The 15,010-nt window shown below is 75.2% G+C and carries 17 protein-coding genes; 6 read left to right on the top strand and 11 right to left on the bottom strand.

Annotation, left to right across the window (positions count from 1 at the left end):
* Positions 1 to 12: 12 nt before the first annotated feature.
* A complete protein-coding gene (locus MODMU_RS18495) occupies positions 13 to 2,091 on the bottom strand; it encodes a 3-hydroxyacyl-CoA dehydrogenase NAD-binding domain-containing protein (RefSeq protein ID WP_014741894.1) in 2,079 nt (692 codons plus the stop codon).
* Positions 2,088 to 3,311, bottom strand: coding sequence for a thiolase family protein (locus tag MODMU_RS18490; RefSeq protein WP_014741893.1), 1,224 nt, complete (start codon positions 3,309 to 3,311; stop codon positions 2,088 to 2,090). The genes MODMU_RS18495 and MODMU_RS18490 overlap by 4 nt, the downstream gene beginning before the upstream one ends.
* 138 nt (positions 3,312 to 3,449) lie before the next feature.
* Here MODMU_RS18490 and MODMU_RS18485 point away from each other — a divergent pair, with 138 nt between their 5' ends.
* Positions 3,450 to 3,983: a DUF1697 domain-containing protein gene (locus MODMU_RS18485; RefSeq protein WP_014741892.1), complete on the top strand. Its 534-nt coding sequence runs from the start codon at positions 3,450 to 3,452 to the stop codon at positions 3,981 to 3,983.
* A 3-nt stretch (positions 3,984 to 3,986) separates the two neighbouring features.
* Here MODMU_RS18485 and MODMU_RS18480 read toward each other — a convergent pair whose 3' ends face one another.
* The 3 genes from MODMU_RS18480 to MODMU_RS18470 all read right to left on the bottom strand — a co-directional run bounded on the left by MODMU_RS18480 (position 3,987) and on the right by MODMU_RS18470 (position 6,784).
* Positions 3,987 to 5,096: an HRDC domain-containing protein gene (locus MODMU_RS18480; RefSeq protein ID WP_231851894.1), complete on the bottom strand. Its 1,110-nt coding sequence runs from the start codon at positions 5,094 to 5,096 to the stop codon at positions 3,987 to 3,989.
* Between the two features lie 227 nt (positions 5,097 to 5,323).
* Positions 5,324 to 6,034 carry a response regulator transcription factor gene (locus MODMU_RS18475; RefSeq protein WP_014741890.1) on the bottom strand — a complete coding sequence of 237 codons (711 nt, stop codon included), beginning with the start codon at positions 6,032 to 6,034 and terminating at the stop codon, positions 5,324 to 5,326.
* A 126-nt stretch (positions 6,035 to 6,160) separates the two neighbouring features.
* Complete coding sequence (locus tag MODMU_RS18470) at positions 6,161 to 6,784, bottom strand: DUF3000 domain-containing protein (protein ID WP_014741889.1); 624 nt, start codon at positions 6,782 to 6,784, stop codon at positions 6,161 to 6,163.
* Positions 6,785 to 6,927: 143 nt separating this feature from the next.
* Here MODMU_RS18470 and hemE point away from each other — a divergent pair, with 143 nt between their 5' ends.
* The 4 genes from hemE to hemQ are packed head-to-tail and all read left to right on the top strand — an operon-like array spanning position 6,928 to position 10,962.
* On the top strand, positions 6,928 to 7,974 hold the full coding sequence (hemE, locus tag MODMU_RS18465; RefSeq protein WP_014741888.1) for a uroporphyrinogen decarboxylase: 1,047 nt from the start codon (positions 6,928 to 6,930) through the stop codon (positions 7,972 to 7,974).
* Positions 7,971 to 9,320 (top strand): protoporphyrinogen oxidase, encoded by a 1,350-nt coding sequence (hemG, locus tag MODMU_RS18460; protein ID WP_014741887.1) that lies wholly within the window; start codon positions 7,971 to 7,973, stop codon positions 9,318 to 9,320. Before hemE ends, hemG begins: the two co-directional genes overlap by 4 nt.
* Positions 9,317 to 10,252 carry a DMT family transporter gene (locus MODMU_RS18455; RefSeq protein WP_014741886.1) on the top strand — a complete coding sequence of 312 codons (936 nt, stop codon included), beginning with the start codon at positions 9,317 to 9,319 and terminating at the stop codon, positions 10,250 to 10,252. Before hemG ends, MODMU_RS18455 begins: the two co-directional genes overlap by 4 nt.
* Positions 10,249 to 10,962, top strand: a complete 714-nt coding sequence (gene hemQ, locus MODMU_RS18450; RefSeq protein WP_014741885.1) for a hydrogen peroxide-dependent heme synthase — start codon at positions 10,249 to 10,251, stop codon at positions 10,960 to 10,962. The genes MODMU_RS18455 and hemQ overlap by 4 nt, the downstream gene beginning before the upstream one ends.
* A gap of 62 nt (positions 10,963 to 11,024) precedes the next feature.
* Here the strand turns inward: hemQ and msrB are convergent, their stop codons facing one another.
* Entirely contained in the window at positions 11,025 to 11,444 is a 420-nt protein-coding gene (msrB, locus tag MODMU_RS18445; RefSeq protein ID WP_014741884.1) for a peptide-methionine (R)-S-oxide reductase MsrB, read from the bottom strand.
* A gap of 52 nt (positions 11,445 to 11,496) precedes the next feature.
* Complete coding sequence (locus MODMU_RS18440) at positions 11,497 to 11,997, bottom strand: hypothetical protein (RefSeq protein WP_014741883.1); 501 nt, start codon at positions 11,995 to 11,997, stop codon at positions 11,497 to 11,499.
* 201 nt (positions 11,998 to 12,198) lie between these two features.
* Here MODMU_RS18440 and MODMU_RS18435 point away from each other — a divergent pair, with 201 nt between their 5' ends.
* On the top strand, positions 12,199 to 12,657 hold the full coding sequence (locus MODMU_RS18435) for a hypothetical protein (RefSeq protein ID WP_014741882.1): 459 nt from the start codon (positions 12,199 to 12,201) through the stop codon (positions 12,655 to 12,657).
* Positions 12,658 to 12,754: 97 nt separating this feature from the next.
* On the opposite strand, the gene MODMU_RS18430 is transcribed toward MODMU_RS18435, so the two are convergent.
* From MODMU_RS18430 to MODMU_RS18415, 4 genes are all read right to left on the bottom strand, one after another.
* Positions 12,755 to 12,958, bottom strand: a complete 204-nt coding sequence (locus MODMU_RS18430; protein ID WP_014741881.1) for a cold-shock protein — start codon at positions 12,956 to 12,958, stop codon at positions 12,755 to 12,757.
* Positions 12,959 to 13,107: 149 nt separating this feature from the next.
* Positions 13,108 to 13,527, bottom strand: coding sequence for a hypothetical protein (locus MODMU_RS18425; RefSeq protein WP_014741880.1), 420 nt, complete (start codon positions 13,525 to 13,527; stop codon positions 13,108 to 13,110).
* A gap of 131 nt (positions 13,528 to 13,658) precedes the next feature.
* Positions 13,659 to 14,564 (bottom strand): DUF5996 family protein, encoded by a 906-nt coding sequence (locus tag MODMU_RS18420; protein WP_014741879.1) that lies wholly within the window; start codon positions 14,562 to 14,564, stop codon positions 13,659 to 13,661.
* Between the two features lie 17 nt (positions 14,565 to 14,581).
* A complete protein-coding gene (locus tag MODMU_RS18415; RefSeq protein ID WP_041795433.1) occupies positions 14,582 to 14,857 on the bottom strand; it encodes a YciI family protein in 276 nt (91 codons plus the stop codon).
* Positions 14,858 to 15,010 lie beyond the last annotated feature (153 nt).

Below are 15,010 nucleotides of genomic sequence, written 5' to 3'. Positions count from 1 at the left end.
ACGCCCGGGGGCTCACGCGGGGAGCGAGGCCACCCCGCGGGGGAGGAACCGCCGGCCGGTGACCGTCTCGGACACCCCGGTCCGGTCCAGGTAGGCGGAGATGCCGCCGAGCCAGAACGGCCAGCCGGCCCCCAGCAGCATGGCCAGGTCGATGTCCTGCACCGCCTGCACGACCCCCTCGTCGAGCATCAGCCCGATCTCCTCGGCCAGCGCCCGCTCGGCCCGGGCCCTCAGCTTCTCGGCGGTGAGCGGCGCGTCGCCGCTGTCGAGGCCGGCCAGGTCGGGGTCGATCACACCCGGCTCGGCGAACACCGAGACCTTGCCGAGCTCGACCATCCGCCGCAGGCCCTCACCGACGCCGAAGCGGTCGGGGAACGCCTCGTGCATCCGCTCGGCCACGTGCAGCGCGACCGGCGGGCCGACCAGCGACAGCAGCTCGAACGGCGTCATCGGCAGGCCGAGCGGGTCCAGCGCCGTCTCCGCGACGGCGACCGGGGTGCCCGCGTCGACCGCGGCGGTGACCTCGCCGAGGAAGCGGGTGAGCAGTCGGTTGACCACGAACGCCGGGGCGTCGGCCACCAGCACGCACGACTTGCCCAGCTGCCTGCCGACCGCGAAGGCCGTGGCCAGCGTCGCGTCGTCGGTCTGCCCGGCGCGCACCACCTCCAGCAGCGGCAGCACGGCCACCGGGTTGAAGAAGTGCAGCCCGACCACCCGCTCGGGGTGCTGCAGCTTCGAGGCCATCTCGGCCACCGACAGCGCCGAGGTGTTGGTGGCCAGCACGCACTCGGCGGAGACCACCGCCTCGACCTCGGCGAACACCTGCTGCTTGACCGACAGCTCCTCGAACACCGCCTCGATCACGAGGTCGGCGTCGGCGAAGGCGTCCTTGGACAGCGAGCCGCTGACCAGGCCGGTGAGCCGGTTGAGCGCGTCGGGGGAGAGCCGCCCGCGGCCGGCCAGCTTCTGCAGCTCGCCGTGCACGTAGCCGACGCCCTTGTCCACCCGCGCCTGGTCGACGTCGGTGAGCACGACGGGCACCTCGAGCCGGCGCACGAGCAGCAGGGCCAGCTGGGAGGCCATCAGCCCGGCGCCGACGACGCCGACCTTGGTGACCTTCCGGGCCAGGCTCTTGTCCGGGGCGCCGGCCGGGCGCTTGGCCCGTCGGTTCACCAGGTCGAAGGCGTAGAGCCCGGCCCGCAGCTCGTCGCTCATCAGCAGCTCGGTCAGCGCGTCGTCCTCGGCGGCGGTCCCCGCGGTGAACCCGGCGTCGCCGGCGCGGGCCAGGTCGAGCAGCTCGACCGCACGCAGCGCGCCGGGGGAGGCGTTGCGGGTGCGGGCGGCGACGATCCCGCGGGCCCGCGCGATCGCGTCGTCCCAGCCGGACCGGTCGAGCTCCGGACGGCGGACGGCGACCTCGCCGCTCAGCACGCCCACGGCCCACTCCAGCGACCGCTCCAGGAAGTCGGCCGGCTCGAACACCGCGTCGGCGATGCCGAGCTGCCCCGCCCTCGGCCCCGGGGTGACCTTGTTCTGGGCCAGCGCGTTCTCCACGATGACGCCGACCGCGGCGTCGATGCCGATCAGCTCCGGCAGCAGCTGGGTGCCGCCCCAGCCGGGCACCAGGCCGAGGAAGACCTCGGGGAACGCCACGACCGCGGTCGACGCGATCGTCCGGTACCGGCAGTGCAGCGCCAGCTCCAGGCCGCCGCCCATGGCCGCGCCGTTGACGAAGGCGAAGGTCGGGACGGGGGAGTCCTTGAGCCGGCGGAACACCCGGTGCCCGGTCTCGGCGATCTCGCGGGCGTCCTCGGCCGAGGTGATCGCCGGGACGCCGGACAGGTCCGCGCCGACGGCGAAGACGAACGGCTTGCCGGTCACCGCGATCGCCGCGGGCGCCGGGGTGCGGGCCTCGACCTCGTCCAGCGCGGCGTCCAGCGAGGCGAGCCCGGCGGGGCCGAACGTCGACGGCCGGGTGTGGTCGTGCCCGTTGTCGATGGTGACCAGCGCCAGCTCACCGGTCAGCCCGGGCACCCGCAGGTACCGGACCCTCGCGGTGGTGACGACCTCGTCGGCGAACACGGCGGTCATGCCGCAGCCCCTTCCCAGTTCGGGTTCTCCCAGATCACGGTGCCGCCCATGCCGATGCCGATGCACATGGCGGTCAGCCCGTAGCGGACGTCGGGCCGCTCGGCGAACTGCCGGGACAGCTGGGTCATCAGCCGGATGCCCGAGGAGGCCAGCGGGTGCCCGACGGCGATGGCGCCGCCCCACGGGTTGACCCGCTCGTCGTCGTCGGCGATGCCGTAGTGGTCCAGGAAGGCCAGCACCTGGACGGCGAAGGCCTCGTTGAGCTCGAACAGCCCGATGTCGTCGATGGACAGGCCGGTGCTGGCCAGCGCCTTCTCCGTCGAGGGGATCGGGCCGACGCCCATGACCTCGGGCTCGACGCCGGCGAAGCCGTAGCCGACCAGCCGCATGCCGACGTCCAGGCCGAGCTCGCGGGCCACGTCCTCGGCGGCCACCAGGCAGCCGGTCGCGCCGTCGTTGAGCCCCGCGGCGTTGCCGGCGGTGACGTGCCCGTGCGGGCGGAACGGCGTCTTGAGGGTGGCCAGGCCCTCCAGGGTGGTGCCCGGTCGCGGCGGCTCGTCGACGGTGGCCAGGCCCCAGCCGTGCTCGGCCGAGCGGGTGGCGACCGGGACGAGCTCCGGGCCGATCTGCCCGTTGGCGACCGCCTTCGCGTACCGCTGCTGGCTGGCGACGGCGAACGCGTCGGCCCGCTCCTTGGTCAGGTGCGGGAACCGGTCGTGCAGGTTCTCCGCGGTCGAGCCCATGACCAGCGCGGAGCCGTCGACGATCTTCTCGCTGACGAAGCGCGGGTTGGGGTCGACGCCCTCGCCCATCGGGTGGTGGCCCATGTGCTCCACGCCGCCGGCGATCGCCACGTCGTAGGCACCGAAGGCGATGCCGCTGGCGGTGGTGGTCACCGCGGTCATGGCGCCGGCGCACATCCGGTCGATGGCGTACCCCGGCACCGACTTCGGCAGCCCGGCCAGCAGCGCGGCGGTGCGGCCGATGGTCAGCCCCTGGTCGCCGATCTGGGTGGTGGCGGCGATGGCCACCTCGTCGACCCGCTCGGGCGGCAGCGCCGGGTTGCGGCGCATCAGCTCGCGGATGCAGCGGACGACGAGGTCGTCGGCGCGCGTCTCGGCGTAGATGCCCGTGGGGCCGGCCTTGCCGAAGGGGGTGCGGACGCCGTCGACGAAGACGACCTCGCGCAGCTGGCGTGGCCGCCGCTCTGCAGATGACACAGGACCTCCGCGATGGGTTTCGGACACCGGGGGACGACCGGCACCGGACAAGTTACCCGCTGGTAACCGCCAGGCCCACGGCACTCCCCGACAGGATGAGGTGGTCCGGGGCGACTGTCCCCGCTCCGAGGGGGAGACGTGACCCGGTACGCGGTGCTGCTGCGCGGCATCAACGTCGGCCGGGCCCACCGGGTCCCGATGGCCGAGCTGCGCGAGCTGCTGACCGCCGAGGGCCACACCGGGGTGGCCACCCTGCTGCAGAGCGGCAACGTGGTGCTCGACTCCGACCGGCCGGCCGGCGAGCTCGCGTCCTCGCTGGAGCAGGCGCTGGAGCAGCGGTTCGGGTTCGCCGTCCCGGTGGTGCTGCGGACCCGGGAGGAGCTGCTCGCGGTCCTCGCGGCCGACCCGCTGGGGGCGGTCGCCACCGACCCCAGCCGCTACGTCGTGTCCTTCTCCACCGTGCCGGTGCCGGCGGCGGTCCGGGAGCGGCTCGCGGCCGTCGACCCCGGCGACGACGTGTTCACCGTCGACGGCCGGGAGCTCTACCTCTGGTGCCCGCACGGGCAGATGCAGAGCCCGCTGTCCGCGGCGCTGGCGAAGCTGAAGGGACCGGTCGGCACCGCGCGGAACTGGGCCACCGTGCGCAAGCTCGGCGACCTGGTCGAGGCCTGAAGGTCAGCCGGCGGCGATCGCCTCGGTCAGCAGGTCGCGGGTGAGCCCGATCTGCCACTCGCGAGCCCCACCGGCGCGCAGCGCCGCGGCCAGCGCGTCGGCGTCGGCCGGCGTCGGCGGCGTCCACATCAGCCGGCGGACCAGGTCGGGGGAGAGCAGGTTCTCCACCGGCACCGACCACCGCTCGGACACCTCGGCCAGCGAGGCCCGGGCGGCCTTGAGCCGGGCGGCCGCCGCGGGGTCGCGGTCGGCCCAGCGGTTCACCGGGGGCGGGCCCTCACCGGGCTTGCTGTGCAGCGGCAGCTCGGCCTCCGCCAGCTCCCGACCGCGCACCAGGGCGCCGAACCAGGTGCCGACGAGCCGGCGGTTGGCCCGGCCGCGGAACACCGGCAGGTCCAGCAGCGCCGCCTCGGTCGTCGGGTCGGCCTGCACCGCCGAGACCATGGCGGTGTCCGGCAGCACCCGGCCGGGGGCGATGTCCCGGCGGCGGGCCAGCTCGTCGCGGGCCTGCCAGAGCGCCCGCAGCATGCCCAGCTGCCGCCGGCTGCGCAGCCCGTGCATGCCCGACGTCTTCCGCCACGGGTCGACCTTGGGCGCCGGGGGGCCCGCGGCCAGGATCGCCTCGAACTCCTGCCGCGCCCACTCGGTCTTGCCCTGCTCGTCGAGGATGGCCGCCAGCGCGTCCCGCAGCTCGACCAGCACCTCGACGTCCAGCGCCGCGTAGACCAGCCAGTCCTCCGGCAGCGGCCGAGTGCTCCAGTCCGCGGCCGAGTGGCCCTTCTGCAGCGACAGTCCCAGCAGGGACTCCACGACCGCGCCCAGCCCGACCCGCGGCAGCCCGGCCAGCCGGGCGGCCAGCTCGGTGTCGAACAGCCGGGTCGGGACCAGGCCCAGCTCGGCCAGGCAGGGCAGGTCCTGGTTCGCCGCGTGCAGCACCCACTCGGCGTCGCCGATCGCGGCCTGCACGACCGACAGGTCCGGCAGCGGCACCGGGTCGATCATCCCGGTGCCCGCGCCGGCGCGGCGGAGCTGCACCAGGTAGGCGCTCTGGCCGTACCGGTACCCGGAGGCGCGCTCGGCGTCGACGGCGACCGGGCCGCTGCCGGCGGCCAGCGCGTCGGCGTAGGCGACCAGCGCGGTGGAGGTCTCGATGACCGGGAGCAGCCCGTCCCGGGGCGCGAGCAGCGGGACGGCGGCCGGTGCCTCGTCGACCGGCGCCTGCTCGACCGACGGTTCCCCGACGACGGGGACCTCGGGGGCGGTGGTCGCGGGGACGGTGCGCTCGGGGACGGTGGGCTCGGTGAACTCCAGCTGCGGGACGGCCGGAGTCTGGTCGGCGCTCAGTGGATGACCCCCGAACGCATGCCCAGCGCCACCATGTGCGCCCGGTCGCCGGTGCCCAGCTTGCGCGCGATCCGCGCCAGGTGGCTCTTCACGGTCAGTGCCGACAGGTCGACCATCTCGCCTATCTCCTTGTTGGTGTGCCCGTCGGCGACGAGCCGCAGGATGTCCCGCTCGCGCGCGGACAGCTCGCCGACAGCTTCCTCCACCCCGGACCGGGTCAGCCCCTGGGCCAGGCTGCTGGCGATGCCCGGGTCGGCGAAGACCTCGCCGGACAGCGCCGCCCGCAGGCCCTCGGCGAGCGTGGCCAGCGGGCTGGTCTTGAGCACGTACCCCTGCACGCCGGCCAGGAAGGCGGACCGGACGACGGCGGGGTCGGTCACGGAGGTCAGGACGACGGTGACCGGCCAGCCCTCGGTGCGCAGCGTCGGCAGCAGCTCCAGGCCGCGGCCGAGGTCCCCGCCCCGGCTGCCGGCGTCCGGCCCCGCCTCGGGCAGGTCGGCCTCGAGCACGCACAGCGCGCGCGGCCCGGAGACGTGCGCCCGCACCCGGGCCTCCTCCAGCGAGGCGGCCTCCTCGACGTCCCGGGCACCCAGTCCGCGCAACCGGCCGGCGAGCGCCTCGCGGACCAGCGGGGAGGGGTCGACCACCAGTGCACCGGCGTGCGGGCCGAACAGGACGCCGTCGGACCACGGTCGTCCCAGGGTCACGCAGCCTCCCGTCGTCGGGCCGGTCGGGCGACGGTACGGCCAGCAGCTGACCACCCGGCACCCGCTCCGGCGTGTCCGCGCACTCGGCCCATCACTGGTTACGCCGAGTGGAGCACACCGACGAGTCTAGGCACCGCTGTCGGCGGTCTGCCCGTCCGAGGTCAGCAGGTGGATGCCCGGCGGCGGGAGGCCGGCGGCGTTGCCGAGCACGGCGAGGAAGGCGGTGAGGTGCTTGTCCAGGTCGGTGCCCTCCGCCGTCCAGGACGCTCGGATCTCCACGTCGACCGAGTGCTCGGGTGCGGCGATCGAGCCGAACCGGGTGGAGGCCGTGCGGGTCACCGTCCCGCCGATGGCGTGGTGGCCGGCGCCGTGCTCCGCGAGCGCGTCGGTCAGCCAACTCCAGGCGACCTCGGAGAACATGCTGTCGTCGACCATCTCGGAGTCGGTGCTGGCGGAGAGGTAGCCGACGCAGCGGGTGGTGCCCTCCCAGGCCTCGTGGCCCGCCGGGTCGAACAGCACGATGAAGCGGCCGGTGGCCAGCTCCTCCTCCTCGTCGGCCGGGTCGCCGACGTGCACGCCGATCGCGGCGGAGAACGGGGCCAGCCGCTGCGGCGCCGGGATGTGCTCCAGGACGATCCCCGGGCGCGGGTGTACGGTCGCCAGCGCTTCCAGGGCGGCCAGGAACTCCGCTGGCTTCTGCGCCGCGGGCGGCTCGGCGCCGTCGGCCGGACGCTTGCGCTGCTGGGCCACGGCCGCAGGGTAGGTCGATGTGGGACGGATGTGGCGTCCCGACGCGCCGCTGTGGCCGGGCTGTGACCCCGCTGCGGTGCCGCTCCCGCGCGGCAACCGACGGGCCGCGCCGCCGTCCGGTGCGTCTGGGAGGATCGGCGGTCGTGGGAACAGCAGCAGGTCCGGCCGCCGACTCCGCCCTGGTCCGGGCGGCCCGCGGCCTCCCGGTCGACCGCACGCCCGTCTGGTTCATGCGCCAGGCCGGCCGGTCGCTCCCGGAGTACCGGGCGCTCCGCGCGGGGACGGCGATGCTGCAGGCCTGCCAGGACCCCGACCTGGTCACCGAGATCACCCTGCAGCCGGTCCGCCGGCACGGCGTCGACGCGGCGATCCTCTTCTCCGACATCGTGCTGCCGCTGGTCGTGGCCGGGATGGACATCGAGATCAAGCCCGGTGTCGGTCCGGTCGTCGCCTCCCCGGTCCGGTCGGTCGCCGACGTCGACGCGCTGCCCCCGCTGGAGCCCGACCGGCTGGAGTTCCTGGCCACCTCGGTGCGCCGGCTGGTCGCCGAGCTGGGCAGCACGCCGCTGATCGGCTTCGCCGGGGCGCCGTTCACCCTGGCCACCTACCTGATCGAGGGCGGCCCGTCCAAGGAGCACGCCCGGACCAAGGCGTTCATGTACGCCGAGCCCGAGGCGTGGCGGCGGTTGCTGGAGCGGCTGGCGGTCAGCGCGGCGACCTTCCTGCAGGTGCAGGTCGACGCCGGGGCCAGCGCCGTGCAGCTGTTCGACTCCTGGGCCGGGGTGCTGTCCGCGACCGACTACGCCTCCCGGGTGCTGCCGCACTCCCGCGCCGTCTTCGACGCCCTGGGTGACCGGGACGTGCCGAAGGTCCACTTCGGCGTCGGCACCGGCGAGCTGCTGCCGCTGATCGGGGACGCCGGCGCCGACGTCGTCGGCGTCGACTGGCGGGTGCCGCTGGACGAGGCCGCCCGCCGGGTGGGGCCCGGCTACTCGCTGCAGGGCAACCTCGACCCCGCGGTGCTGCTGGCCGACCGGGAGACCGTCGACCGCGAGGTGCGCCGGGTGGTCGAGCAGGGCCGGGCCGCCCGCGGGCACGTGTTCAACCTCGGCCACGGCGTGCTGCCCGACACCGACCCCGGCGTCCTCACCCACGTCGTCGAGCTGGTGCACGAGCTCAGCGCGCGATGAGGCTGGTCGTCGTCGGCGCCGGGATCACCGGGCTGACCGCCGCCTGGGAGTGGCGCCGCAGCCACCCCGACGACGAGGTCGTGGTGCTCGAGGCCGGGCCGCGGATCGGCGGCAAGCTCGACCGGGTCGAGCTGGCCGGCCGCTGGTACGACACCGGGCCGGAGGCGGTGCTCGCCCGGGTGCCCGAGGCGGTCGAGCTGATCGAGGCCCTGGGCCTGGCCGACCAGCTGGTGCCGGCGCAGACCACGCAGGCCTCCATCGTCCTGCCCGACGGCCGCCACCGGCTGCCGGCCGGCACGCTGCAGGGCGTTCCGACCACCGCCGACGGCCTGGACGGCGTGCTCACCCCGGCGGGCGTCGCCCGGGTCCGCGCCGAGGCCGAGCTGCCCCCGCTGCGGCTGGACGGCGACGTCTCGGTGGGCCGGCTGCTCCGCGACCGGCTCGGAGACGAGGTGGTCGACCGGCTGGTCGAGCCGCTGCTCGGCGGGGTCTACGCCGGCCGCCCCGACGACCTCTCGCTCGCCGCCACCATGCCCGCCCTGGCCGCCCAGCTGCCCACGTCGACCTCCGTGCTGGGAGCGGCGATCGCCGCCCGGGACGCCGGCGCCCGCAGCCGCGGCGACGTCGACGGGCCGGTGTTCGTGACCGTGCGCGACGGCATCGGCTCGCTGCCCGCCGCGCTGGCCACCGCCGCCCGCGCCGACGTCCGGCTGGGCGCCGCGGTCAGCGCGCTGCGCCGGGTCGCCGGCGGCTTCGAGCTCGACGTCGACGGCGGGCCGACGCTGACCGCGGACGTCGTCGTGCTGGCCACCCCGGCCGCGCCGACCGCCCGGCTGCTCGCCGACGTGGCCCCGGACGCGGTCGAGCCGCTGCAGGGGATCCCGTACGCGTCGATGGCCGTGGTCGCGATGGCGTTCCCCGAGCAGCCGGTGCAGGCCGGGTCGGGGCTGCTGGTGCCCCCGGTGACCGGGCGGCTGGTCAAGGGAGTGACCGTCTCCTCGTCGAAGTGGCCGCACCTGGGCGGCGCGCTGCGGGTGCGCTCGTCGGTCGGCCGGTTCGGTGACGACGCCGCACTCGGCCGGGACGACGCCGACCTCACCGCGGCGGTGGTCGCCGACGTCGCCGGGCTGCTGGACCTCGAGCGCCCCGAGCCGCTGCAGACCCACCTCGTCCGGTGGGTCGACGGGCTGCCGCAGTACCTGGTCGGGCACCCCCAGCGGGTCGCCGCGGTCCGCGCGGCGGTCGGCGCCGTGCCCGGGCTGGCCGTCGCCGGCGCGGCGTACGGCGGCGTCGGCGTCCCGGCCTGCATCCGGGACGCCCGCCGGGCGGTCGTCGCGCTCCGGTGACCGCGCCGACCCGGGTGCGCAGCGCTGCCCTCTCCGCCGCACCGCTGGTGTTCGTGCTGCTGTGGAGCACCGGCTTCGTCGGGGCGAAGTACGGCCTGCCGTACGCCGAGCCGTTCACCTTCCTGGCGCTGCGGCTGGCGCTGGCCGGCGCGCTGCTGGCCGCGCTCGCCGGCGGCCTGCGGTCCGCCTGGCCCTCCGGCCGGGCGCAGGTCGGCCGGGCCGGCGTCGCGGGCCTGCTGCTGCACGCCGGCTACCTGGGCAGCGTCTTCTTCGCGATCCACTCCGGCTTGCCGGCCAGCGTCGCGGCCGTCGTGACCAGCCTGCAGCCGGTGCTCACCGCGGCGCTGGCCAGCCGGCTGCTCGGGGAGCGGCTCGTCGCCGTGCAGTGGCTGGGGCTGGCGCTGGGCGTCGGCGGCGTCGTGCTGGTGCTCGCGCCCGGGCTGGCGGCGGCCGCGGGGGAGGAGGGCGCGCTCCCGCCGGTCGGGGTGGCGGCCTGCCTGGTGGCGCTGCTGAGCGGGACGGCGGGCACGCTGTGGCAGAAGCAGCACGGGGACGACATCCCGCTGCTGTCGGGCACGGTGGTCCAGTACGCCGCCGCGGCCCTCGTGCTGGTCGCGGTCGCCGGCCTCACCGAGGACATGGCGATCGAGTGGACGGCCGAGTTCGTCCTCGCGCTGGTGTGGCTGGTCGTGCCGCTCTCGCTCGGCGCGGTGCTGCTGCTGCTCCTCCTGCTGCGCCGCGGCAGCGCCTCGGGCGTGTCCAGCCTGCTGTTCCTGGTGCCGCCGGCGACCGCGGTGGAGGCCCACCTGCTGTTCGGGGAGAGCCTGCCGCTGCTGTCGCTGGCGGGGGTCGTCGTCACCACGGTCGGCGTCGCCCTGGTGCTGCGCCCCCCGGGACGGCGCACAGCGCGGCGCGCGACAATGGGCGCATGAGCGAGCAGACCGGAGAGCGCAGCATCGGCAAGCGGGCGAACGAGCTGAACGCCCAGATCCGCTACACGATGTGGTCGGTCTTCAAGGCACGGCCGCTCGCCGACGACCAGCGCGGCCCCGCCGCCGACGAGGTCACCGCCCTCTTCGAGGAGCTGGCCGGCAAGGACGTCGTCGTCCGCGGGGTGTACGACGTGGCGGGCCTGCGCGCCGACGCCGACCTGATGATCTGGTGGCACGCCGAGACCCCCGAGGCGCTGCAGGAGGCCTACAGCCGCTTCCGCCGCACCGCACTGGGCCGGCACCTCGAGCCGGTGTGGTCGCAGATGGCGCTGCACCGCCCGGCGGAGTTCAACCGCAGCCACATCCCGGCCTTCCTCGCCGAGGAGGAGCCGCGCCGCTTCGTCTGCGTCTACCCGTTCGTGCGCTCCTACGAGTGGTACCTGCTGCCCGACGAGGAGCGGCGCGACATGCTCAAGGAGCACGGCATGCAGGCCCGCCCCTACCCCGACGTGCGGGCGAACACCGTGGCCAGCTTCGGCCTCGGCGACTACGAGTGGATGCTCGCCTTCGAGGCCGACGAGCTGCACCGCATCGTCGACCTGATGCGCGACCTGCGGGCCAGCCGCGCCCGCCGGCACGTCCGCGAGGAGGTGCCGTTCTACACCGGCACCCGCAAGGACGTCTCGGAGCTCGTCGCCGACCTGCCCTGAGGCAGTGAACGCCGACGGCCCGGAACTCGAGGAGTTCCGGGCCGTCGGCGTTCAGAGGTGCGTCAGCTCTCGCTGGGGTGCAGCGCGATGCTCACGGAGTTGATGCAGTAGCGGTCGCCGGTGGGCGTCTGGGGGGCGTCGGCGAAGACGTGGCCCAGGTGGCTGTGGCAGCTGCCGCAGAGCACCTCGGTCCGGACCATCCCGTGGGCGGTGTCCTCACGGAGGACGACGTTGTCCTGGGCCGAGGGCTCGTAGAACGAGGGCCAGCCGCAGTGCGAGTCGAACTTGGTCTCGGAGCGGAACAGCTCGGCGCCGCACGCCCGGCAGGAGTAGGTGCCGACGGTCTTCGTGTCGACGTACTCACCGGTCCACGGCCGCTCGGTGCCCGCCTGGCGCAGGACGGCGTACTCCTGCGGCGACAGCTGGGCGCGCCACTCCTCGTCGCTCTTGACGACCTGGGGCTGGGAGGCGGATGTGGTCATGCACCCACGGTACGGCGGCCCCACCACCCCGCGGCGGGCTCACCCGGCGTCGTCAGCCGGCGTCGCCCGTCCGCTCCGGCCACCACCGGAGCAGCCGGTCCAGCACGTCCGCCAGCAGCGGGCGCAGCGCGAAACCGGTGCTCGCCCGCTCCCCGGAGGTGCCGGTGAGCAGCACCTCCTGGTCCCCGTCGGTCAGGGTCGTCGGCACGTCCACCGGGATGGACACCCGGCCGTCCTCGTCGGCGACCGCGCTGCCGAGCTGGCCCTGGTTGCGCGAGGGCAGCGAGGCGGTGACCTTCTCGTCGGCGGAGAACCCGGTGCCGGTCACCGTCACCCGGTCACCGCGCGACGGCGCCGGGTCGCTGATCGCTGCGGTGGCGTCCCCGCGGACGGCGGCCGAGCGCCCGGCCGTCGCGCTGGGCGTGCCGGCGTCGCTCGACACCACCGCGGGAGGGGCGGCTGCTGCGGGGGCCGCCGTGGTCAGGGCGCCGGTCGTCAGCGCCCCGGCGGTCACGGCGAGGACGACGGGGCGGAGAGCGCGGGAGAGGGACACGGGACTCCTCGAGGCGCGGTGGGACCCCTCGATCCTCCCAGTGCGCTGAGCAACGAGCGGTCAACCTCCGGTAACGAAGTGGGCACGGCTGAGCGCAGGGCGGGAGCCGGTCCGGACGTCGCCGCACCGACCGCCGGTGCGGTGCTCGTACCGTGGGCGCGGCGCCGCACCCGGTGGCGCCGCCGTCCGCCGAGAGGACCCATGAGCACCCCGCAGCCCCTGGCCGACACCTGGTTCACCCGTGACCTCCCCGTGCTCCGCGCGATCGCGCGGCTGATCGACGAGCCGCCGCACGGCAGCGCGCCCTACCTCGGGGCGGTCGTCCCGGCCAGCGGCCTGCCGAAGCCGCAGGTGGTCTCCGCGGCCAACGCCCTGGTCACCGCCGGGTACGCGCAGGCGCTGACCAACCACGCCGGGGAGATCGTCCGGTTCACCGCCATCTCCGCCGAGGCCCGCCGGCTCGCCGGGCTGTGGCCGACACCGCAGGGGGAGTGGGAGCGGCTGCTCGAGCAGCTCGAGGCACGCGCCACCGGGGCGATGACCGAGGTCGAGCGCGGCCGCTGGCGCGCGATGGCCGACGCCGCGACCGCACTGGGCCCGGACGACGGGGCGCTGCTGATGTCCGCGCTGATCGGCGGGTACGTGCCCCGGCAGCGCTGACCGGGAGACCGAACGCGACAGTGCCCCCGTCCGGTCTCCCGGGCGGGGGCACTGTCGGTGGTTCGAGAGGGCTGCGTTCAGCTCCTCGGTCTGAGGGTCAGACCGGGTTGACGTTCGCCGCCTGCGGGCCCTTCTGGCCCTGCTCGATGTCGAACGAGATGCGCTGGCCCTCATCGAGCGAGCGGTACCCGCTGGTCTGGATGGCCGAGTAGTGGACGAAGACGTCCGGGCCGCCGCCGTCCGGGGTGGCGAAGCCAAACCCCTTCTCTGCGTTGAACCACTTCACTGTTCCTTCGGGCATTGCTCGCTCCTAGCTGAGGTCGTGCGTCGGGGTCCTGCCAGAGCGCAGGGCCTTCCCGACGAAGAGAACACTAGCGGCTCCGGGCCGTCCATGGGGACCCGGTGCAGGAAGTTCCTCACGCGAGCCGCGCGGGAGCCGGTCGGAGAGGCTCAGAGCAGCCGGCCGGAGGCGTCCGCGGCAGCCTGGTCCGGCCACGCCCGGCGGGAGTAGGCGTTCGGCGCGTAGGCCGTCCGGGCAGGGCCGGTCGGGGCGGGGGGAGGGGCAGCGGGCAGGGCCAGCGGCTCGGGGCGCCACGCCTGCACGGTGAGCGGCTCGGGGTCGGTCCACGCCTGCGCGGCCAGCCGGGCCCGCTCCGCCGCCAGCGCCCGGCGGTGCCGGCGCCAGCGGTGACCGAGCACGTCGGCCGCGACCAGGACGGCGACCAGCACGGCGACGGTCAGGAAGGCGTTGGTCACCGCGGTGGCGACGTCGAGGGCGGTGATCTCCGGCCAGCTGACCCGCTCCAGCTGGTACCCGACGACCTCGACGACGACGTACAGCAGGCCGTACACCGCGAACGCGACCTTCACCGCCCTGCCTCCCCGCTCGTCCGGACCGACCGGATGGGCCGCTCGGTCCCTCAACGGCAGCCGCTACCCGGTCCGCGAGCCTGCGCCCCGTCTGCGGGCGGCCGCGTCACCCGGAGGGGTGACGGACCGGCTCAGGCGCCGGGCCAGTTCCCGGTGCGGGCGGCGGCCTCGTGCGTGGAGGTCAGGAACTCCAGCAGGTGCGCGTCGGGGTCGGAGGCCTGCCGGACGTCGGCGTAGGGCAGCACGAACTCGCCGAGCGCCTCGTCGAAGGTCGCCGTCCCGGGGGAGACCGGGCTGGTCCGGTACCCGGCCGGTTCGGGGTAGGCGTAGGCGTAGAAGGCACCCTCCGCGGCGCCACCGGGCCAGTAGCCGCAGCTGGACACCTCGTCGCTGTAGGCCTCGACCATGACCCGGTCGGGGCAGTGCGGCACCCCGCCGGGGTGCCGCGGCGCCGGCCGGCCGGAGAAGCGGGTGACCGCGAGGTCGAAGGCGCCCCAGAAGAAGTGCACCGGGCTGGCCTTGCCGCGGAACTCGCCGCGGAACCGGCTCAGCACCCGCTGGGCGCTCACCAGCGACGTCCAGAAGCGGTGGACGGCGTCCGGGTCGTAGCTGGCGTGCTCGGTGTCCTCGTCGAACGGGATCGCCTCGGCGACCTCGACCGGCACCGGGTGGATCGGCACGTCGACGTCGAGCTCCCGCAGGTGGCTGCGGAACTCGGCGGTGAAGTCGGCGACGCTGCGGGGCTCCAGGCTCATCCGCCGCCGCTCGCCGAGGGTGGTGAGCAGCTGCAGCTCGTGCGAGGTCAGGTCGAACACGACCTCCAGGCCGCGGCCCCGGTAGGGCATCAGCGAGGTGGTCAGGCCGCGCGCGTCGACGTAGAGCGGGACGTGCCACCAGTGGTTGGCGGCGGGCGCGAGCGCCAGCCGGACCTTGCCGACCACCTGGGTCCACAGGTGCAGGGTGTCCCGGGTGTCCTGCCACTGGTCCAGCGGAAGGGCCGGCCACGGCTCGAACGGCGGTGCGGCGGGGGTCGTCATGCGGCGATGCTCGCAGGTCACCCCGGGTGTAGGACCTCGTTCCACGGGCGCACCGAGTGGCTGGCGACCACGCCGCCCAGCACGAAGGGGTCGCCGGCGATGAACTCCTCCGCCGCCTCGCGGGTGGTGAAGACGCCCATCGCGTCGCCGTTCATCGGCTCGTCGAAGGTGCCCACCATGAGCAGAAGGCCCCGGTCGCGGAACTCGTGCAGCCGGGCCACGTGCGCCGGGCCGTGCTGCAGGGCCAGCGGCATGAAGTCCTCGACCGCGCGGTAGCTCATCACGTACTTCATGCCCCGGCATCCTGGCCCGCGCGCTGCGCAGCCGGAACCCTCCTGCAGTCGGGGCACGCGGGGGACGACACGCCGAGCGCGCCGGGGAGAACGGGACCGCGCGGGTCCGACCGCCCCACGGGCCGCCCGCCGCCGCTAGCGTCGCCCGCCAAC

The sequence above is a fragment of the Modestobacter italicus genome (genome assembly GCF_000306785.1).
In the GTDB taxonomy this organism is placed as follows: domain Bacteria; phylum Actinomycetota; class Actinomycetes; order Mycobacteriales; family Geodermatophilaceae; genus Modestobacter; species Modestobacter italicus.
The sequence above is the reverse complement of the archived record's forward strand: the minus strand, read 5'-3'. Positions and strand labels throughout refer to the sequence as shown.